Source organism: Desulfovibrio desulfopostgatei (assembly GCF_053570645.1).
Map to the genome: position 1 here is coordinate 3,260,293 of NZ_JBRBQS010000002.1, position 20,379 is coordinate 3,280,671.

The window sequence follows — 20,379 nt, forward strand, 5'->3', positions numbered from 1 at the left end:
CCTTTTTGCTGGCACTCTGCCCACTAGGCGGTCTTGCCCTGTTCCACACCTGCGGCGAGCACCTGCGCTGCTTCCTGCATTGCCGTACGTAATTTTTGCGCTTCTTCTGAAATAGTTGCTGATTGCGCGTCTTCAGTTGCTGTTGCAACTGCCCGCAGGTGGTCAAGTTTCATGATGCCTGCCGAATTTTTACAGGCATGGGCTGTGCGCCGCAGCTGCTCAAAATCACCCCTTGCAATGGCGGCATCCAGGGTTTGCAGACGTTCGTGAAGTTCATGTTCCAATACGTTGGCAAGGCTTATCAGCACGTCTTCATCGCCATCCAGCGCTTCAAGGGCTGCATTGCGGTTCCAGATATCAGTTTTGCATTGTATTTCAGCAGATTGATGTTCAGTCACGGAGGTTTCAGGCATGTTTGCCATTGCGCTTTTTTCCTGCGTGAAAGTTTTTGGCCTGCCGGAGCAATCTGCCGACTTTGCTGTCACCAGTTTTTCCAGCTCATGACGCAACTGCTGAAAACTCAAGGGTTTTAAAAATACGCCATCAGCGCCAAGCTCCTCGCATTTCCTCAAAAAAGAGTCGCTTGTTGTCGCTGTATAGACAACGGCGAGGGTTTTTGCCGGGGACAATGTATCGCCATTCCGCAAAGCTCGCAGCACATCCAGTCCATCAATGCCGGGCAAACGGCTGTCGAGCACAAGCAAATCCCAATGCCCCAGGTGAGGATACTGCAGCAGTTCCAGCGCCTTTTCACCGGTTTCAGCCACCACGGGCTCTGCCCCCATGCCTCGCAACATCTGCTGCATGGCATAGGCAATGGACGCGGTGTCTTCCGCAACCAATACCTTTTTGTGCGCCAGCAACTGCTTTGCGCAACACGGCTGCTCTGACTTGGCCGCATCTGATGTGCCCGCGTTCTCCCGACGGCTGGCTTGTACGGGTTGCAAACACCGCGAAAGCAACACGTAAAGCGTAAAACAGGCCCCTTGCCCTGGACGGGAAACCAGCTCCACATCCCCGCCCATGAGCCGTGCAAGAGTGCGGGCAATATTCAGGCCGAGGCCTGTTCCCGGTGTGCGCGCTGTATCGCGCCCTCGCTGAAAACTCTCAAACACTATGGCCTGATCTTCCTGCGACATGCCGGGGCCAGTATCCGTGACGGAAATTGCCAGCTTCAGATGTTCACTGGTGCTTTCGAGGGCAGTAGCATAAACGCCAACAGAACCAGCCTCGGTAAATTTGACGGCATTGCTGACAATGTTGCCCAGAGCCTGCCGCAGCCGAAAGCTGTCGCCCACCGCGTATTGCGGTAAATTTTCGTCTATCCCGAGCGTCAGTGAAATCCCCTTGCTGTCGGCAATGGGCCTGTACAGGCTGACACAGCTTGCAAGGCTCTCCCGCAGATCAAAAGGCGCGGCTTCAAGCGTGGGAGTTCCCTGCTCCAGCGCAGCGTGGTTGGTTATGTCACCCACCATTTCCCGTAGTGCCTCTGCGGCTTGTGCAAGATAGCCCAAGGCTTTTTTTCGTTCTTTTTCAGGCAGGTCTGTGCGCTGCGCCAGTTCGCTCATTCCCACAATGGCCGTCAACGGTGTGCGCATATCGTGGCTGAGGTGCCCCATAAACGAGCTTTTCATGCGGCTGGCTTCTTCCGCCAGCCAGCGCCGGTGCGTGAGGTTGAAGGTCAGGCCGCCGATGGCGAGCACGCCCGTGACTGCAAGCAGCCCATACAGCAGGCGCATGTTGTAACGCTGCCTTTCCAGCCCTTTATGAAATGAGCTTGCGTCCTGACTCACGCTGATGCCGCCGAGCACTTCTCCCACTTTTTTGTTTGTATGGCACCGCAAACAGCTTTGCTGGGCCATAAGCACGCTCAGCAGGCGCAGGCTTTGACCATTACCCTGTTGTGGAGCTGAAAACACTTCAGGGGTTTCTTCCGCACAGCGGGCAAGCGCTGATTTTTCCCACACATCCGCCATGTTTTCCGGCCGTAGGGGCGCGCTGCTTATCACGCTGATGGTCACCCCTTCGCGCGAGCTGCGCTCTGCCAACTGGCGGCTCATGTACGCCGGGTTGACCAGCACCAGGGTGCGCCCATCCTGCGTGGTCACTGTGCGTTCCGATTCTGGCAACTAGGGGTTTGGCTGACCGTAATCACTTTTTTCAACATATACGCCGCCGTGTGCAGCATTCCAGTTTCTTGCATCCATTAACTGCTGCGCCATGGTTGAAAGTCGTGTATGCTCCAACTCAAGGCTATGCTCAGCATTGACCTGCACTGCCTGGCTGTAAAGAAAGCCGGTAAAACCAAGCCAGGCCAAACTGGCAACAAGTACCAGCCACGGCATCTTTTTCGACTTTACAACTGATTCACGCAGCATGCTCACCCTTCCGGTGGTGTTGTCATTTATTTCTGAATCTGTCTTTTTTTTCTGAATTTTTCTGTGACCGAAATCACTCTTTTTCTTTCGATTTCATGCAATTATCTTATTTATCTACTAATTATTTTTTTATTTTATTTGCTGATTTTGGTACGTTTTTTGTTTTCTTAACCGGGATGCCGCCATGGGGGCGGCACACAAGGAGCGAGTTAAGGAGGCTCTATGGGAACACCCCGCAATGGACCATGGCTTAAGGTGCTGTTGGGCGGCGTTGCGGCGGGAATGGTGCTTTTGGGTGTGCTTGCGTACGCCATGACGACAACTGACCAGCGACCTTTTTGCGCCAGTTGTCACATAATGCAGGAAGCCGCCGTGACCCAGAAAATGGGATCACACGCCAAACTTTCCTGCAATGAGTGCCATGCCCCGCATAATCTGCTGGCCAAGCTGCCGTTCAAGGCCCAGGAAGGCTTGCGCGACGTTATCGGCAATGTTTCAGGCCACGACATTCCGCGTCCTTTGAGTGTTCGCACCAAGGATGTGGTCAATGCCAACTGCATGGCCTGCCATAGCCAGACCAATGTCAATGTGGCCAGCATGGACGCCAAACCCTACTGCGTGGATTGCCACAAGGGGATGGCCCACATGCGCATGATGCCTATAAGCACAAGGACGGTAGCCAATGACTAAGAGCAACATACACAAGGCCCTGGGAGTGGCGGCCCTGCTTGGCATAGCTTTGCTTGCGGGCTGTCAGGATGTTTCCACTGACCTTAAGCCCCCAAAGTACAAAACTTCCATTCCTGAAAGTGAAACCCGTATTTCTGCTTTCCAGAAAGATTTTCCGCAGCAGTACGCCTCGTACATGAAGAACAACGAATCCTCGGTCATGACCGAGTACAAGGGTTCCATACCCTATCACAAGAACGACAATGTCAATCCTTTGCCCAAGGGCTTCAAACACGCCCAGCCCTATCTCAAAAATCTGTGGCTGGGTTATCACTTCATGTACGAATACAATGAAGCGCGCGGTCACACCTACGCCGTTGAAGATTTTCTCAATATTGACCGTATCAACCGCTTTGCCGCTGACGGCAAGGGCGGCCTGCCCGCCACCTGCTGGAACTGCAAAACCCCCAAGATGATGGAGTGGGTCAAGCAGTACGGCGATGCCTTCTGGTCAAAAGACGTCAATGAATTCCGCAGCAAAGACAAAATCAACGAGATGGATGAAACCATTGGTTGCGCCAACTGCCACGATCCAGTGACCATGGAACTGCGCCCCTACTCCGAGCCGCTCAAAGACTGGTTGAAGCGCAGCGGGCAAGACTGGGCCAAGCTTTCGCGCAACCAGAAGCGCAGCCTTGTATGCGCCCAGTGCCATGTGGAATACTACTTCACCCACAAGGACAACGGCCCCGCCGCCAAGCCTGTGTTCCCCTGGGACAACGGCTTTAACCCCGAAGACATGTACCAGTACTACAAGGGGCACGGCCCCAAGAGCGCCGATGGCAAGCCCGGGCCTTTTGTTGACTGGACGCACGCGGCCTCCAAGGTCGGCATGATCAAGATGCAGCATCCTGACTATGAAATGTTCCAGGACGGCCCCCATGGCGCTGCCGGAGTTGCCTGCGCCGACTGCCACATGCCCTACATGCGTGAAGGCGGCAAAAAGGTTTCCAGTCACTGGATGACCTCGCCCCTTAAGGATCCAGAACTGCGCGCTTGCCGTCAGTGCCACGCCGACAAAACTGCTGACTACCTGCGCGGTCGCGTGGAATACACCCAGAAGAAGGCCTTTGAACAGCTGCTGAAAGCGCAGGAAATCTCGGTTAAGGCGCATGAAGCTGTTCGTCTTGCCAATGCCTACGAAGGCAAGCGCGCAGCCGATTACGACGCCCTGATGACCGAAGCGCGCGAAATGGTGCGCAAGGGCCAGTTGTTCTGGGATTACGTTTCTGCGGAAAACAGCGTTGGTTTCCACAACCCCGACAAGACACTTGATACGCTCATGACCTCTATGGAATGCAGCCAGAAGGCCGTTGATCTTGCCACCAAGGCTACGGATTTTGGCATCGCTGAAGCGCTTTCCAAGGATATCAAGGAAACTGTGCCGCCCATTCTGGAAATGAGCCGCAAGCTCCAGCAGGACCCCGAATTCCTCAAGAAGAACCCCTGGACCAAGCTGCTGCCCACTTTGCCAAAAGCTGATCAGGTTTGGGACAATCAGACAAGGATCACTTCTGAGGCAAAGCCTGCCCAGTAGCCCGTAGTTGCATGCAGGCCACGCGGTTACGCTGCACTGCATAACCTTCAAAACAGCAAGGCCCCTCTTCAGGGGCCTTGCTGTTTTGATCTCTCAAATTATGAATACTTATGTTATTGCAGCTTGTTACCCCATCATTATTTTTTCCTGCCAAAAATAATCCTCGTTGCCTGCCTATCAGGCACACAAATTGCATAATCCTATGCAGCACATATGTGTTATTTTTTTGACTTTTGCAAAATTGTTTGCAAACACAGTAGGTTGCAGCATGGAAGCAGCAATACACTCAAGCACTTGGCGAAGATGGCGCAATTTTGCGCTGCTCTTGGCATGCGCCGTACTTCTGACAGGCTGCGGAGCTTTCAGATCCGCGCCCGATAGCGGGCCAGCACCTGAATCCGCGCGCAAGGTTGTTAAAACGGCCTATACGCAAATGGGCAAAAAATACAGACCTGGCGGAGCCTCACCGCAAAAGGGCTTTGACTGCTCCGGTTTGATCTGGTGGGCATATAATCAGAACGGCGTAAAAGTGCCGCGTATAACATCCGATCAGGCCCACACAGGGCAGCAGGTACCGCTTTCATCTGCCCGGCAGGGAGACATCCTTGTTTTCCGCACCAGCTCCGGCCCGAGGGGGCTGCATACTGGCATATATGCTGGCGGCAATTCCTTTATCCACAGCCCCAGACGCGGCGAAAATGTGAGGGTTGAAAGCCTTGATGTGCCATACTGGCGCAACAAACTTATCGCGGTAAGGCGGGTTGTGTACTGATCAGCAGCAGCGCCACCGCGTAATCACGCAATTGTTTATTTTATTGGCGGTAACGGCTCAGTCTGTACCGCCTTTTCTGTTTGCTGACTTGCTATTAAATTTTGTTTGGAGTATTTCAAAAAGAATTACATCGGAATCACTTTGTTGCTGATTTCTGTTTCTGCCCACTCCTTTTATCCGATTCAAATTGCCGGGTGACGCGCCTCGTAGCGTTTTTCAGGCGTCCTTTGCCCGACGCGGGAGGAGACATGGCTCGCAAGGCTGTAGTTGCTGAAAGCCTGTTGAGTATTGCGGATATTTCGCGCCATTTTTCCTTGCCTGAATCCACCACCCGCTATTACTGCAAACGGTTTGCCCATTTTATCCCCAGTGTTGGCGATGGCCGCAGACGCCGTTATCGCCGAGAAACGCTGGATGTCATTGCGGCGGTGCTTGAACAGATGCAAAAATCCCGCACGGCAGCGGCGGTTGAAGATGCGCTCAACGCGCGCTTTCCGCGAAATGCCGTTGCTGTTGCAGATGCTGATTCTTCCACAGCCCTTGCTGAAGTTCCTTCGGGCAATGACTTTTTCCCTTCCGCCGCGCTTCAGATTCTGGAGCGCCAGACAAACGCCATTGAGGGGATTGCCCATTTGCTGCAACTTGTTGTGCAGCGCCTCCCTGCCCCAGGCGGCAGCAATACGCCAGAGGTTGGACAGTTGCGCCAGGAGGTTGCAAACTTGCGTGTTTTGCTTGATTCGTCCGAAAAAACGCAACAAGCCGATCTTGATCAGTTGCGCTCATGGATGACCAAGGTTATCCGCAATCGCGGTGGTTCAGGACAGTCAGAATAATTTTGCCAAAGCAAGCAGAAAGGCCGCGCAATTGCGCGGCCTTTCTCATGGTCATTTTTACGTTTCCAGACACATCGAAATCAGGAGCTGGTTGCGCTTTTGCCGCACCGCAACGCGACAGATTGACATGCCGCTCCGCCTGTCTACTCTGCGGATATACTCCGCCAGAACAGCACGCTGAGGCGTATCACTCACCACCGAGCTTGCTGATTTTTTCCAGCCAGACCAGTTCAACCCCGTTTGCGGTTTGGGCCTTTTTGTACGGAACAAAACCAAATTTTTCATATAACCGCAAGTTGCGGTCACTTTTTGCGCTGGTGAAGAGTTCATACCGAGCGGCCTTTATTGCGGACAAAATTGCCGTCATTAAGGCTGAACCGTATCCCCTGCCCTGCCATTGCGGCAGTACCGCAAGGCGGCCAATGTGGGCTGTACCTTCTGCATGGTGCGCCCTGACCGTTCCTGCCAGCGTCTGCCCGTCCAATGCCTTGAGCACGACGCCAACGCGCCATTCCTCCACCAGCTCTTCAAGCGTTTGCGTGAGAGGCGGAATATCCCAATTTTCTACCAGCCTAGCTTCGCTTTCAAATGCGGCCTTTTGCAAGGCCAGTATTTGCGGCAAGTCGGATTCTGTAACTGGCAGGATTGTCATGTGCTACTTGCTGTTTTTCAGCGCCATATCAATAGCGCTCTTAAAGAGATCAAGCGGCAGAGCTCCGCGAACCACAAGGTTGTTCACAAGAAAATACGGAGTCCCTTCAATGCCGAGCTTTTGGGCATCCATCTGATCTTCGGCAATGATGTCTGTAACCTTTTTGCTGTGTACATCCTTGGCAAGGCGCTTCATGTCCACGCCAAGGCCTTCGGCAGTCTTTTTCAAAAAGGTTTCACCCTCGGCAATCAGCTTGTCCCTGTCTGCAAACAGAGCCTTGTAGAACTGCCAGGCCTTTTCTTCACTCTGCTGGGATATGGCTACAAAATATGCTGAGGCAATGTTGGCTGGCCCTTTGTCGTCCAAAGGCATGTTTTTGAAAACAAGGCTCACGTCTTTGCCGTATTCCTGCAAAATCACGTCCACAGTTTTGGAGGCCTGCTGGCAGAAGTGGCAGGTAAAATCAGAAAAAGCCACAATGCGCACCTTGGCCTTGGGTGATCCCATGACCGGGCGGCCCTCTGTTTTAACCGTTTTGGCCACTTTCATATCCTGCGCCCACTGGGCCTCAAGGCTGTGCTGACGGCGCAGATTTGACCCCTGCTGTGCGATATCAAGTACAGATTCGCTTTGTCTGCGCAGCACATCCATGACCAGTTCTGGCCGCTCACGGAACAGCTTTTCAAGCAGTTTTGGCAGATTTTCTTCCGTGACTTCCACAGCATTTGCAACGGCGCTCATGCCGGGCACAATCCCAGCAGCCATGCTAGAGGCCAATATAAAGGACGCCATCAATTTTTTACTAAGCATACACTATCCTTATTTTCTGCGCTCTCGCTTACCCCTGCTCCGCCTCAAGGCGAATCTGGGTAGCGGCATCTTCAATTTTAAAGAGCAGCTCATCAATGTCAACAGGCTTCATCAGATAACCAAATGCCCCCTCACTCATGGCCTGAACAGCGAGCTGCATGTCTGCATGGCCAGAAAGCAAGATCACCTGAGTTTTAGGCCATCGGGAATGAATAATCTGCAAGGCGGACATGCCATCCATAACCGGCATTTTTACATCCATAATTACAATGCCAAAGGGGAACTGCTCCATGGCATCCACGGCCTGTTGCCCGTTAGCAGCGGATTGGCACTCATACCCTCGGCGACCAAGGCGCTTGGAGAGTATTCGCGTTACATCTGATTCGTCATCAACCAACAGCACTTTTGCTAGTTCCATACTTTCTCCAGCCAAGAGATTGTGCCATTTTTTTACGCGCTTTAGCTTTACGGAGCAAGTTTTGTTGCTCAATATGCTTTAAGCCTTGACGCTCTCAATTCTCTCTTTTACAAACAACCCATTGCAGCTTTCAGTGTCGCCCTCATGTTTCATGTGAAACACGAAGTTTTTCCCTTCAAGTGAACCATGAAATGGCGGCAAAGCCAGAAATTTCATGCTCGTTGACGTATCTGCTCCTGACAGGATCGCCTGATGGTTGAAGCAGCAGTTCCTCTAAAATCAGTCAAAATGACTGGGAGGCCTCAATGGCGCGCATTATTTCCATCGCGAATCAAAAAGGCGGAGTGGGCAAAACCACCACTGCCATCAACCTTTCCGCTGCTCTTGCAGTCATGGAAAAAAAAGTTCTGCTCGTTGATTGCGATCCACAGGCAAACAGCACCAGCGGCATAGGTCTGCACCAGGAAGACCTGCACGGCGACCTGTACAACACCTTTTATGAACCAGAAAAGTTGAAAGAAAATATAGCCAAAAGTCGATCGCCATTTTTGGATATTCTGCCCGCTAGCACCAATCTGGTGGCAGTTGAACTGGAACTGGTGGACAAAATGGCCCGCGAATTTTTTTTGGACGAATGCCTCAAAAGCGTGCGCAACGACTATGAGTATATTATCCTCGACTGCCCTCCTTCTCTGGGGCTTTTGACGCTCAATGCCCTCTGCGCGTCACGCGAACTGCTCATTCCCCTGCAATGCGAATTTTTTGCACTTGAAGGCATCGTCAAGCTGCTGCAAACCTATGAGCAGGTAAAAAAAAGACTCAACCCAGATCTTTCTCTGCTGGGTGTGGTGCTGACCATGTATGACACGCGCAATCGCCTGACTCGCGAAGTTAAAAACGAAGTGCGCCGCTGCTTCCCCGAGCACCTGTTTGAAACAGTTATTCCCCGCAACGTACGCCTTTCTGAAGCGCCCAGCCACGGCAAATCCATCATCCACTATGATATTAAATCAAAGGGAGCGGAAGCATACCTTGGTTTGGCCAAAGAAATCGTGCTGCGCAGGCCAAGCAAAAAAAATACGGTTCTGCAATAGGGACGCTTATTCTTTTGGGGTGGAGTGCTCTACCGCAACGTGCTTGTGAAAATGCTTCTGCCGAATTGTGGTTCCGCATGCACGGCAATGAAAAACAAGCAGGCCGCCAATATTCGCATTAGTCAGAATAAACGGACGTTGGGGATCATTGCGCCAATCCTCGGTGCTGGCAGCACAGTGGGGGCAGGTAACTGAAGGGCTGTAGGGATATTTGAAATCCCAAAACTTCATAAGCTCTTCAAAACTTTCCAGCGGGCCGGCGGTCTGTTCGAGTTCTTGCGGCTTTGCGTCGGCTGCCAAAATGCTGCGAACCTTGGGCTCCATTTTTTCCCAGAGGGGCCAGGGAATGATCACAGAAGAAATATTGCCCTTGATATCGGTGATATACTGAAGCTGCGGGTTATCCTGCATGACGAGTCCTTGAAGTAAAAAGCGGGGCCAAACCAAAGTCGAACTTTGGAGCAAAAAAGATACGCCTCGCGCAAGAGCAAAATACTGCCCATTGCGCAACAAAAACAGCCAGGCAGATTTCTGCCAGAAAACAATAGCGCATAAGGTGCCGCGCCCCAAGGGCAAATGTCAAGGAGACTGCAACGAAGTGCAGGTGTTTTGCGCAACAAGGTTGCGCCCCTTAAAAAGCCCCCGCAACGTGCAGCAAAAGTTCAGCACATACAAATTTTGAATGAAGGCAATCACACAAGCGGTTTGTCGAAACGGCAATCCGCAATGACAACGGACCTGCACCACTGGGGTCCGGAACAATGGTTGTATTGCCGCAACCACAGCTTATGCTGGAGGAATAAAAATGAGCAGCAGCAAGGGATTGGGCAGAGGGCTTGACGCACTGTTTGGCGGAACCGCGCCAAAGCAGGAACCGCAAGGGCAGGAGAGCGCTGTTAACCTGATGCCGATTACGGCCTTGCACCCCAACCCCAATCAGCCGCGCAGGCACTTTGACGATGCCGCATTGCGGGAACTGGCCGATTCCATCAAATCGCAGGGGATTATCCAGCCGCTGCTGGTACGTCCGCTGGGCAGCGAAAATACCTACCAGATTGTTGCGGGCGAGCGCCGCTGGCGGGCAGCGCAACTGGCAGGTCTCAAAGAAGTACCCGTTTATGTGCGCCAGTTGAGCGATAAAGAGGTCATGGCTGCTGCTCTTATTGAAAACTTGCAGCGCGAAGACCTCAACCCCATTGAAGAAGCCGAAGCCCTCCAGGCCTTGCGGGATGCCCTGGAGCTAACGCAGGAGGAACTGGCAAGTCGACTTGGCAAAAGCCGCCCAGCAATCGCCAACGCATTGCGTTTGCTGCAACTGAGCGCAACTGCACGGGCCGACATTCAGGCCGGATTGCTCAGCGCGGGGCACGCGCGCTGCCTGCTGGGCATTGATGCGCCCATTGCTTCCGAAGCGTTGCGCCAGCGCATCCTGAGCCACAAACTGACCGTGCGCGAAGCAGAAGACGCAGCCGCCTTCTGGCGTGGGCACAACGCCCTGCCATGGGAACAGGAGGACACGACTCCGCAACCTCGCGCCAAAGCCCCCAGAAAGAAAAGCCCGCAATTCAAGACGTTGCAAATGAATCTTTGCTCCAGCATTGGCTGCAAAACGCAGGTAAGCGGCGATGAAAACAGCGGCCGCATTGCGTTTGCATACGGCAGCCGCGAAGAACTTGAACAGCTTTTGCAAAAACTGGGTGTGACCCTGCCGGAAGCAGAAGAAGATTCTACAGAAAATCCCGCCGGATAAGCAGCGGGAAAATACACGAGCAGAACAGATACCCTGCCAATCCAAAGATAAGCGCAACCGGAACATTCCGCATTGCGCTTATCTTTTTTTAAAGGGATCAAACCTTACGTAGCAAAGCGCCATACATGCCCTCAAGCCAGGGGTGCTCATGTGGAGTCTGCCACTGCCTGAGCACCTGCAGACCATCTGATTCGCGCACAAGGTGCTCAATCTGCTTTTCATTCTCATTGGGCCGCAGCGTACAGGTAATATAGGCCATCTGGCATCCCGGCCGCATCTTTGCCGCAAGACTGAACAATATGGATTGCTGCAATCCCTCATGGCTATTGCCCTCGTGTGGGGGCCTATGGCGGATATCAGGCCTGCGGGCAAGCACGCCAAGCCCGGAACAGGGAGCATCCACAAGCATATGACCATCCCAATGTTCAAGGGGTGGTTTGACTGCATCGGTTAGGGCAACAGACGGACAGCCAAGTCCCAGCCGCGAGCACTGCCCCGGCAAGCCCGCAAGGCGCTGCATGCTGCGGTCTGTGGCTAAAGGAACCACAATCCCCCGCTCAAGCAGGGCAACAGTCTTGCCGCCAAAACCAGCGCAGACATCCCAAACGGGTTTTTCCCAACCATAGAGGCCAAGCTCTTCAAGAACAAGCTGCGAACCTGCGGATTGATACGAAAGCGCGCCTTCGCGGTGCAAGTCGTGCAAGGACTGACCACAAACAGCAGACGGCTGTGCACCCGGCGCAAAAGCAATCCCCCACTGCCCTACCGCTTCGCCTCCACTGGCAAGCAGTGCCTCTCGCAATGACATGGCAGCGGAATACTGTGCATTTACGCGCACTGCACTCCAGGGTCGATCAAACGACCGGCGGGCAAGCTGCAAGGCGGCATCGCGCCCGTAGTGCTTGTACCAGTGCCCCATGATCCACAGCGGTAAAGAATAGAAAAGCGCCATGTGCTCAGCGCATCCGGCTTCCGCGCCCTTCGGCAGATAAAAATCCTCATGCATGGGGGCTTCTGCAAGGCGCTGTACTGAACGCAAGGCCCCGTTGGCTACACGGGCCAACCCTTGACCGTACAAGGCCTGTGCAGTCTCTACAGCGCTAAAAACAGCGGCATGATCCGGCACCTTGTCCTGAAAAAGCAGACCATATACCGCAAGGCCCAGCACATGCAGAAGAGGGCGCGGCAAAGATTGGGGGCGCGGCATCACTCTGGACAAAATAAACGCAATGCGAAGTTCCGTTCGCAAGTATCCGTATACAAGCTCTGAGCACAGATTGCGCTCAACCGGGGCAAGTCCTGAAGATTCTGCGCTGCAAGCCACAGATGAAGCGCTGGAGAATGCCGTTGCAAGCGCCTGCTGGGCTGTCATGCCGGAATCAACCAACAATAAGGCCCACAGCGCGCAGTGACGTGCCGTGGGGGAAAGCTTGCGAATTTTCCCAGGCAATGGCGCAGCAGCAGTGCCAGATTGGGCAACGCGAATTTTAGCCATATTATGCCCTGCCCTGATGCAAGGGTTGAGAAAGGCCAAGAAAAATCCGTATGGCGTCTTCCAGCGCCTTCATAGGCACAAGCGTATCAACGCACGGCCCATGCGGCCTCTGGTTGAGAACGCCAAAAACTGGCAAAGGATAACTGTCCTGAATGCCGGATGTAAGGTCACGTTCGCAAGCAACAGCAATAATGCAGCGCGGGCGCGTTTGCACCACAATGCGGCGGGCAATGGTGCCGCCCGTGGCAATGGCAAGCCGCACGCCATATTTGTCCCTCAAAGCAAGTAACTCACCAACCGGGCATTTGCCGCAACGCTGACAGTTGTCCGGGTTATGAACAAGCCGCTGGGGGCACAAGGCCTGCTGAACGCAATGCGGTAAAAGCAGCAAAAGCTCCTGCGGCTGCGCCGTACAGCCACTGGCAAGCACCAGTTCGTTGTTCACCTTGATAAAGCTGCGCCGCACTCTTCCTCTGTCAATACCAACTGCCTTTGCAAGCAATTCCATAAGTGGAAAAAACAGACGGATGGTGACATGCCGCACACTGTCTACACCAGGAAGAGATTTACCCGTATAAATATGAAATATAAGAATAATGCAGAGCCATAACAAGCCGATGATAACAACAAAACCAAAACCTATGCTCAGTGTAGGCAGCCAGTGTTGCGTAGAAAAAAAACCAACCCACGGCAAAATAAGAAAAAACGCAACCCCGAGGCACAGCAGAAGGCACGAGGCCAGCATGAGCCCGATAAAAACGCGCTTTCGCGCACCACCATACTGCTCTGGCGGCAAAGAAAAGGGCGACTTACGAAACATGTGACCTCGGTTTGATGAGTCAGAAGCAAAAATAGCCTTGAGCCTAAAAATCGCACAAAACTGCCCTTATGAAAAGCGCAAGCACGCAACATGATGCATAGGTCAAAAAAAGAAAAAACGAGGCTCAAAAGAGCCTCATTAAAAATACCCATTGCGGAAAAAAGACATTACTCCCCTGGTTCAGGAGCTCTTGCCAGACCGCAAACACCCCTTGGCAACCCGCGCAACACTCCGTTGAGCAGATCACGCACGGACATCTCTTTTTTCCCTTGAGGCTTGACCGTAGACAGCACATACCAGCAATCAGCGCAGGCAATGCTCAACCCCTCAGCATCGATCCGCAATGTACCCGGAACATGGCCTTGTGCAGATTGCCCCACCCTGCCAGGAGCAAGAATGAGCGAAAGGGGGTCGCGTTGCTTGCCATCGGAATCAACAGTTTCAAGCACAGCACGCGCACCTGGCCACGGGGTAACACCCCGCACCCGCGCATGTACCTGCACGACAGGAAGCGACCAGTCGATAAAGCCGTCTTCCTTGGAAATTTTAGGAGCGTAGGTGGCGAGAGCATCGTCCTGATCCACAGCCTGTGCCTTGCCATCAAGAATATCATCAAAAACGCGCACAAGCAGTTCTGCGCCAATTCCTGCAAGGGCATCGTGCAGGGAACCGGCCGTATGCTCACCGATGGGCAGGCCATCGGTGGCGAAAACCGGCCCCGCATCGAGCTTGCGCACAATGCGCATAATGGAAATGCCAGCTCGGGCGTCAGGATGCCAGCCTTCCATCACTGCCCGCTGAATAGGGGCAGCACCACGCAGGCCAGGCAAAAGCGAAGCATGCACGTTGATGGTATCAAGCGTGGGCATGGCAAGGACAGCGTCCGGCAAAATGAGGCCATAGGCCGCCACAGCCAGCAGGTCTGGTTTGAAAGCCGTCAGCTCCGCCTGGGCTTCTGCACCCTTCAGGCTGGCAGGCTGCATGACGGGCAGGCCAAGTTGCAAGGCGAGCTTTTTTACAGGAGATTCAGCAAGTTTGTGGCCGCGCCCTGCTGGTCTGTCCGGCTGGGTGTATACCGCCACTATTTCGCCACGAGGCCAGGCCGCCAGCCTTTTCAGGCTGGCGGCGGCAAACTCGGGCGTTCCCATAAAGACTATACGGCACTTTTTCGTTTGAGCCATTTTTTCACCTTGCTGTCGTACAGGGTGCGGCGCAGGCGGCTGATCTTGTCGATAAACAGTATGCCGTCCAGATGGTCATATTCATGCTGGATAATGATGGCCGGGAATTCTTCCAGATCTTCATCAATGATATTGCCGTCCAGATCCGTTGCATGCAGGTGCACGTTGCTCATGCGCTTAACGTCGGCCCTGTAGTTCATGGGAACAGAAAGGCAGCCCTCCTGTTCGCTCAGAACTTCCTCGCCGGAGAGGGTCAACACAGGGTTAATCAGCACCCTGGGCTGCTTTTCCTCGTCCTTCATGGCCGGATCCATCACAAGCATACGGATATTGCGCCCGACCTGCGGCGCAGCAAGGCCAACACCAGGGGCAGCGTACATGGTTTCAAGCATGTCGGCAGCAAGCTGGCGAATGTCGTCCGTCACCTCGGCAACAGGTTCGCAAACCTCTTTGAGCCTGGGTTCAGGATAGGTGACAATATCAAGAATCATGCAGACGTCTGCCTCCTACGCTTTGTCGGCTGTAGCGCCGTCCTTTTTCTGCTCTGCGCCGGGCACTTCACGCAAGCGCAGACCGAGATCCCGCAACTGACGCGAAGACACCGGGGAAGGCGCGTTGGTCATGAGGCAGGTTGCCTTCTGCGTCTTGGGGAAGGCAATGACATCACGGATGCTGGACGAACCAGAAAGCAGCATAACCAGACGGTCAAGGCCAAAAGCCAAACCGCCATGCGGCGGCGCACCAAGATCAAGCGCCTGAATGAGGAAGCCGAACTGCTCTTCGGCCTGCTCTGGCGTAAAGCCAAGAGCTTCAAACATACGGCGCTGCACTTCACCGGAGTGGATGCGGATGGAACCGCCGCCCACTTCGCAGCCATTGAGCACCATATCATAGGCGCGGGCGCGCGCCTTGGCCGGGTCAGTAACCATCAGTTCCATATGGCCGGGCGCGGGCGAGGTGAAGGGATGGTGGCAGGCCACATAACGCTTGGCTTCCTCGTCGTATTCGTACAGCGGAAAGTCCGTAACCCACAGGAAGTTGAAGCTGTTTTCAGGAATCAGCTTCAAGTGGTTGGCAAGATGCACACGCAGGTTGCCAAGGGCGGCGTTGACCATGGAAGCCTCGCCCGCCTGGAAAAAGACAATGTCGCCGACCTGAAGATCAAGCGCTTCTGCAATGCCCTTGCGTTCTTCGTCCGAAAGGAACTTGGCGATGGGCGACTGCCATTCGTCGGCCTTGATCTTGATCCAGGCCAGACCCTGAGCGCCATAGATTTTGACAAATTCGGTAAAGGCATCAATTTCCTTGCGGGTCATGGATTCGCCGCCAGGAACCTTCATACCCTTGACCAGCTGCGCAGTGGCAAAAAGCTTGAAGCCGGAGCCACGCACAATATTCGTGATATCCACAAGCTCAAGGCCAAAACGGGTGTCGGGCTTGTCCACGCCATAACGGGCCATGGCTTCGTCCCAGGGCATGCGAGGGAAGGGAAGAGTCAGATCCTTGCCCATCACGTCCTTGAACACGCGGGCCATGAGGCCTTCTGCGATGCCCATGACCTGTTCTTCATCCGCAAAGCTCATTTCAAGGTCAACCTGGGTGAACTCGGGCTGACGGTCGGCACGCAGGTCTTCGTCGCGGAAGCAGCGCACGATCTGGAAGTAACGCTCCATACCGGCAACCATCAGCAGCTGTTTGAACAGCTGGGGCGACTGCGGCAAAGCGTAAAATTCACCATTATTCAAACGGCTGGGAACCAGAAAGTCGCGGGCCCCTTCAGGGGTGGACTTGGTAAGCACCGGGGTTTCCACTTCCGTAAAGCCGTTGTCGTCCAGAAAACAGCGGGCGGCCTGCGAAACCTTGTGGCGCAAACGCAGATTGGCCTGCATGCGCGGACGGCGCAGATCAAGATAACGCCAGGTAAGGCGCAGGTTCTCGCCGGCATCACTACGGTCTTCAATGGCGAAGGGCGGCGTTTTGGAGGTGTTGAGCAGCTTCCACTCGTGAGCCACGATTTCAATCTGGCCAGTGACCATATTGGCGTTGACCATGCCTTCGGGGCGAGGACGCACCTTGCCCTTGACCGCAAGCACATATTCCGAACGCAGAATATGCGCGTTCTCGTGCGCAGCAGGAGCAATATCCGGGCTGAAAACAACCTGCGTGAGGCCGTCACGGTCGCGCAGGTCGACAAAAATCAGGCCGCCGTGGTCGCGGCGGTACTGCACCCAACCCATCAGGCAAACATCTTCACCATCATTGGTAATGGTCAACTGACCGCAGGAATGGCTGCGCTGCCAGTCACCAAGCTCAGTGACAAATTTCTGGTGTTCGCGCTGCACATCCTGCTGCGCGTCCTGCGTCTGCATCTGTTCAGTCATTGTTGGTTCCCGTTTGCAAGAATTGGAGTACGCCTGACTGCGGCACAGAGCACTGCTCGCCGCTTTCAAGGTTCTTAACGACCACTGTGCCCTGAGCGGCTTCATCAGGGCCAATAATCAGACAATGCCCAGCGCCGGACTTTCCAGCCTGACGCATAAGGCTTTTAAAGCCGCCTTCACTGAAATTCATCTCGCCAGTCAGCCCGGCGTCGCGCAGCTTCTGGGCAAGCTGCCAGCCCTGAGCGCGGCTCTGGGCGTCCATGGCAACCAGATAAAAATCGGCTGCCTGGCCACTGCCCTCGCCCATCATGAGGGCAAGGCGTTCCATGCCGCAGGCAAAGCCAACGCCCGGAACATCAGGCCCGCCAAGGCTCTTCACAAGGCCGTCATACCTGCCGCCGCCGGCCACAGCCGCCTGCGCGCCAATGCTGCCGCTTACCACCTCAAAAGTAGTGCGGCAATAGTAGTCAAGACCGCGCACAAGCCTGTGATCAAGCTCAAAGGATAGTCCCTGACCTTGCAGCAGTTCCAGCACCGTATCAAAGTGGGCGCGGCATTCAGGGCAATTGTAATCAATAAGTTTGGGGGCATTGTCCGTAATGGCGCGGCAGCCGGGCTGCTTGCAGTCAAGCACGCGCAAGGGGTTAGTTTCCACCCTGCGGGCGCAGTCCGGGCAAAGGGCGTCCTTGTCAACTCCGGTAAGGTATTCGAGCAAGGCCGCCTTGAACTTGGGGCGGCATTCCGAACAGCCAAGGGAATTGATCTTGAGCGTCAAATCCGTAAGGCCTAGGTCTGACAAAAAGCGCAGCAGCATGCTGACCAGTTCTGCATCAGCCATGGGGCTGTGGCTGCCAAGGCACTCGCAGTTGATCTGGTGGAACTGGCGCATGCGGCCCTTCTGCGGGCGTTCATAACGGAACATGGGGCCAGTGGTGAACAGCCGGCTCACAGGTTCGCGGTTGGTCAGCCCGCTCTCGATATAGGCGCGCATAACACCAGCCGTGGCTTCAGGCCGCAAGGTAAGCGAACGGCCTTTGCGGTCAGGAAAAGTATACATTTCCTTTTGCACCACATCGGTTTCCTCACCGATGGAACGGCAAAAAAGCTCCGTAAATTCCAGCAGCGGCGTACGCAGTTCCACAAAACCGTAGCGTCCAAAAACCTGGCGCGCGGTATTTTCAATACGCGTGAACTGGTCGCTGTCCGGCGGAAACATATCCGCAAAACCCTTGATACGTGCAATACTCATGGCTTCCTCATAAAAAACTGGCTGCCCTGACGTGCAAGGCGGCGCGAAAGAAATGGTCTACCTGCTGGCGCAAGGGGATTCAAGGCTGAATTTTCCGGCGCAGTCGTCACAGGGCACGGGATATTCGCCAGTGAAGCAGGCCATGCAATAATGCTGCGGCTTGCTCACAGAACCCAGCAAGCCTGCGATGCTGAGATAATGCAAAGAATCCACATCCAGCTTGCGGGTAATTTCCGCCAGATTGTGCTGAGCTGCAATAAGCTCCCCGCGTGAAGAAAAGTCTATGCCATAAAAGCAGGGAAACTTGACCGGCGGGCTGGAAATGCGGATGTGCACCTCTTTTGCGCCCAGCTCCCTCAGCTTTTTGACGCGCGTCATCATGGTGGTGCCGCGCACAATGCTGTCATCAATGATGCAGATGCGCTTGCCGTCAATCATTTCGCGCACAGGGTTGATCTTAACCCTCACCCCAAAGCTGCGCATGCTCTGCGAAGGCTGGATAAAGGTACGCCCCACATAATGGTTGCGGATCATGGCATGCTCATAGGGCAGGCCGGAGCGTTGGGCAAAGCCAAGTGCGGGATAAATGCCCGAATCCGGAAAGGGCATCACGTAGTCCACTTCCGGCGCAGATTCATCAGCCAGATTCCAGCCCATTTTTTTGCGGCACAGATAAACCTGCTCGTCAAAAATATATGAGTCAGGCCGGGCAAAATAGACCAGCTCAAAAATACACTGGCGGGGCTTCTCGGGCAGCGGCCCCATAAGGTGATCGCTGCGCACGCTGTTGCCGTCTACAATAATCATCTCGCCCGGTTTCACAGAACGTTCAAAATCGGCCTCAAGCAGATCAAAGGCGCATGTTTCGGAGGCGAACACGGGGCTGCCGTTCATACGGCCAAAAGCCAGAGGATGGAAGCCGTGGGGGTCGCGCACCGCCACCATAACGCCGTCTACCATGACCAGCAGACAGTACGCGCCGCGAACCCGGGCGCAGGTTTCCTTGACTGCGCCGGGCAGATCGTTGTGCCTGAGCGCGCGCACCAGCAGATGCATGAACACTTCCGTGTCATTGCTGGTAGAAAATATGGCGCCCTCGTTCTCGAGGTCTTCGCGCAGCTGCGCGGCATTGACCAGATTGCCGTTGTGCGCAAGCACCACATCCCGCCCCTTGAAATGGGCAAGAAATGGCTGGGCATTGCTGCTGGAGGAACGCCCGGTGGTGGAATAGCGCACATGGCCTATGGCCGTTCTGCCTGTCAGAGCCTTGAGGTGCCCCTCTGAAAAAACATCGGGCACAAGGCCCATGCCCTTGTGTTCGTGTACGCCGTCGGTGTCAAAGGTAACTATGCCCGCGCTTTCCTGGCCGCGATGCTGCTGTGCATACAAACCGAAATAAGCCAGACGAGCCGCTTCCTCGTGGTCATAAATGCCGAATACGCCGCATTCGTGCTTGATCATAGGCCTTACTTCTTCAGTTTTTTGCGCAGATGCGCAATGCGATTATCAATGACCGACGGATTGGGATAATCGTCGCGGGCCAGTTCAAAGTTTTTCAGGGCTTCTTTTCCCTTGCCGAGCTGTTCAAGGGCATCAGCCAGCAAATAGCCCGCCAGACCACGCAGAATCTTGTCCGGATCGCTGTCCAGTATCTGTTGACAAAGGTCAGCCACATCCTGCCAGCGTTCCCTTGCCATGTTCTGGTCAGCAAGGTCGTACATGCACATTATTTTGTCATGATCCGCCATGGGCAGAGCAAGACACTGCTGCAAGGTATCTTCGCCTGCGTCAAACCTGCGCAGGTTAAACTGCATGGCCGCCAGCCTGCGGTAACCATCCACAGTTTGCTCCGCCGACAGGCCTGCAAGACCTATATAAGCATTCCAGGCGTCCGCGGCACGGCCATAACGCCGCAAACCTTCGTTTACCTCGCCCATACGCCGCAAAATAACAGCGCTTCTGGCGTCATTGTCTGCAAATTCCGCCAGCATGGTTTCAAGGCATTCAAGGGTGGCGCGAGGTTCCTGCCCGGCGGCATTGAGCACCACCAGCAACTGCTGCCACGCTTCCCAACGAAGGTCAGCATCCCGTGCCTCACGCAGATAACGCTCAAGCAGCCTTTCGGCAAGGGACCAGTCGCGCAAAGAAACTGCGGTGCGGGCTGCGGAAAGGTCATCGCCCACCATGCTCTGGTCTTTGCAAGCGCACAAAAAGCCAGCAAAAACCAGGCACAGACACAGGGTCAAACCCTTGCCGCAAACCCGCCGCAATATTTTCATC

At 54.5% G+C, this 20,379-nt stretch carries 20 protein-coding genes; 6 read left to right on the forward strand and 14 right to left on the reverse strand.

Annotation, left to right across the window (positions count from 1 at the left end; genetic code table 11):
• Positions 1–23 precede the first annotated feature (23 nt).
• Both ACUZ9Q_RS14175 and ACUZ9Q_RS14180 read right to left on the reverse strand, forming a co-directional pair.
• Positions 24–2,108 carry an ATP-binding protein gene (locus ACUZ9Q_RS14175; protein WP_449248078.1) on the reverse strand — a complete coding sequence of 695 codons (2,085 nt, stop codon included), beginning with the start codon at positions 2,106–2,108 and terminating at the stop codon, positions 24–26.
• A gap of 21 nt (positions 2,109–2,129) precedes the next feature.
• The gene (locus ACUZ9Q_RS14180) at positions 2,130–2,378 is read right to left on the reverse strand and encodes a hypothetical protein (protein WP_449248079.1); all 249 of its coding nucleotides are present in this window, start codon (positions 2,376–2,378) and stop codon (positions 2,130–2,132) included.
• 222 nt (positions 2,379–2,600) lie between these two features.
• Between ACUZ9Q_RS14180 and ACUZ9Q_RS14185 the strand changes: the two genes are divergently transcribed.
• From ACUZ9Q_RS14185 to ACUZ9Q_RS14200, 4 genes are all read left to right on the forward strand, one after another.
• On the forward strand, positions 2,601–3,068 hold the full coding sequence (locus tag ACUZ9Q_RS14185) for a cytochrome c3 family protein (protein ID WP_215647502.1): 468 nt from the start codon (positions 2,601–2,603) through the stop codon (positions 3,066–3,068).
• A complete protein-coding gene (locus ACUZ9Q_RS14190; protein WP_449248080.1) occupies positions 3,061–4,644 on the forward strand; it encodes an ammonia-forming cytochrome c nitrite reductase subunit c552 in 1,584 nt (527 codons plus the stop codon). The genes ACUZ9Q_RS14185 and ACUZ9Q_RS14190 overlap by 8 nt, the downstream gene beginning before the upstream one ends.
• Positions 4,645–5,077: 433 nt before the next feature.
• Positions 5,078–5,416, forward strand: a complete 339-nt coding sequence (locus ACUZ9Q_RS14195) for a C40 family peptidase (RefSeq protein WP_225530012.1) — start codon at positions 5,078–5,080, stop codon at positions 5,414–5,416.
• Positions 5,417–5,664: 248 nt separating this feature from the next.
• Complete coding sequence (locus ACUZ9Q_RS14200) at positions 5,665–6,249, forward strand: MerR family transcriptional regulator (RefSeq protein WP_192113128.1); 585 nt, start codon at positions 5,665–5,667, stop codon at positions 6,247–6,249.
• 187 nt (positions 6,250–6,436) lie between these two features.
• Here the strand turns inward: ACUZ9Q_RS14200 and ACUZ9Q_RS14205 are convergent, their stop codons facing one another.
• From ACUZ9Q_RS14205 to ACUZ9Q_RS14215, 3 genes are all read right to left on the reverse strand, one after another.
• Complete coding sequence (locus ACUZ9Q_RS14205; protein ID WP_297145533.1) at positions 6,437–6,901, reverse strand: GNAT family N-acetyltransferase; 465 nt, start codon at positions 6,899–6,901, stop codon at positions 6,437–6,439.
• A 3-nt stretch (positions 6,902–6,904) separates the two neighbouring features.
• Positions 6,905–7,642 carry a DsbA family protein gene (locus tag ACUZ9Q_RS14210; protein ID WP_449248081.1) on the reverse strand — a complete coding sequence of 246 codons (738 nt, stop codon included), beginning with the start codon at positions 7,640–7,642 and terminating at the stop codon, positions 6,905–6,907.
• Between the two features lie 97 nt (positions 7,643–7,739).
• Positions 7,740–8,129 carry a response regulator gene (locus ACUZ9Q_RS14215; RefSeq protein ID WP_192113131.1) on the reverse strand — a complete coding sequence of 130 codons (390 nt, stop codon included), beginning with the start codon at positions 8,127–8,129 and terminating at the stop codon, positions 7,740–7,742.
• A gap of 305 nt (positions 8,130–8,434) precedes the next feature.
• Here ACUZ9Q_RS14215 and ACUZ9Q_RS14220 point away from each other — a divergent pair, with 305 nt between their 5' ends.
• Positions 8,435–9,223, forward strand: coding sequence for a ParA family protein (locus tag ACUZ9Q_RS14220; RefSeq protein ID WP_022659024.1), 789 nt, complete (start codon positions 8,435–8,437; stop codon positions 9,221–9,223).
• A gap of 6 nt (positions 9,224–9,229) precedes the next feature.
• Here ACUZ9Q_RS14220 and ACUZ9Q_RS14225 read toward each other — a convergent pair whose 3' ends face one another.
• Complete coding sequence (locus ACUZ9Q_RS14225) at positions 9,230–9,634, reverse strand: hypothetical protein (protein WP_215647504.1); 405 nt, start codon at positions 9,632–9,634, stop codon at positions 9,230–9,232.
• Between the two features lie 394 nt (positions 9,635–10,028).
• Between ACUZ9Q_RS14225 and ACUZ9Q_RS14230 the strand changes: the two genes are divergently transcribed.
• Positions 10,029–10,973 (forward strand): ParB/RepB/Spo0J family partition protein, encoded by a 945-nt coding sequence (locus ACUZ9Q_RS14230; protein ID WP_449248082.1) that lies wholly within the window; start codon positions 10,029–10,031, stop codon positions 10,971–10,973.
• A gap of 97 nt (positions 10,974–11,070) precedes the next feature.
• On the opposite strand, the gene ACUZ9Q_RS14235 is transcribed toward ACUZ9Q_RS14230, so the two are convergent.
• The 8 genes from ACUZ9Q_RS14235 to ACUZ9Q_RS14270 all read right to left on the reverse strand — a co-directional run bounded on the left by ACUZ9Q_RS14235 (position 11,071) and on the right by ACUZ9Q_RS14270 (position 20,378).
• Complete coding sequence (locus ACUZ9Q_RS14235) at positions 11,071–12,468, reverse strand: transcription antitermination factor NusB (RefSeq protein WP_449248083.1); 1,398 nt, start codon at positions 12,466–12,468, stop codon at positions 11,071–11,073.
• A gap of 1 nt (position 12,469) precedes the next feature.
• Entirely contained in the window at positions 12,470–13,288 is an 819-nt protein-coding gene (locus ACUZ9Q_RS14240; protein ID WP_449248084.1) for a DUF116 domain-containing protein, read from the reverse strand.
• Between the two features lie 167 nt (positions 13,289–13,455).
• Positions 13,456–14,469, reverse strand: coding sequence for a methionyl-tRNA formyltransferase (gene fmt, locus ACUZ9Q_RS14245; protein ID WP_449248085.1), 1,014 nt, complete (start codon positions 14,467–14,469; stop codon positions 13,456–13,458).
• Positions 14,442–14,960 (reverse strand): peptide deformylase, encoded by a 519-nt coding sequence (def, locus tag ACUZ9Q_RS14250; protein ID WP_449248086.1) that lies wholly within the window; start codon positions 14,958–14,960, stop codon positions 14,442–14,444. Before def ends, fmt begins: the two co-directional genes overlap by 28 nt.
• A gap of 15 nt (positions 14,961–14,975) precedes the next feature.
• On the reverse strand, positions 14,976–16,850 hold the full coding sequence (gene aspS / locus ACUZ9Q_RS14255) for an aspartate--tRNA ligase (protein ID WP_192113138.1): 1,875 nt from the start codon (positions 16,848–16,850) through the stop codon (positions 14,976–14,978).
• The gene (gene hisS / locus ACUZ9Q_RS14260; RefSeq protein ID WP_449248087.1) at positions 16,843–18,099 is read right to left on the reverse strand and encodes a histidine--tRNA ligase; all 1,257 of its coding nucleotides are present in this window, start codon (positions 18,097–18,099) and stop codon (positions 16,843–16,845) included. Before hisS ends, aspS begins: the two co-directional genes overlap by 8 nt.
• Positions 18,100–18,156: 57 nt before the next feature.
• Positions 18,157–19,560 carry an amidophosphoribosyltransferase gene (purF, locus tag ACUZ9Q_RS14265; RefSeq protein ID WP_192113140.1) on the reverse strand — a complete coding sequence of 468 codons (1,404 nt, stop codon included), beginning with the start codon at positions 19,558–19,560 and terminating at the stop codon, positions 18,157–18,159.
• A 5-nt stretch (positions 19,561–19,565) separates the two neighbouring features.
• Complete coding sequence (locus ACUZ9Q_RS14270; protein ID WP_022659035.1) at positions 19,566–20,378, reverse strand: tetratricopeptide repeat protein; 813 nt, start codon at positions 20,376–20,378, stop codon at positions 19,566–19,568.
• Position 20,379: the final 1 nt, after the last annotated feature.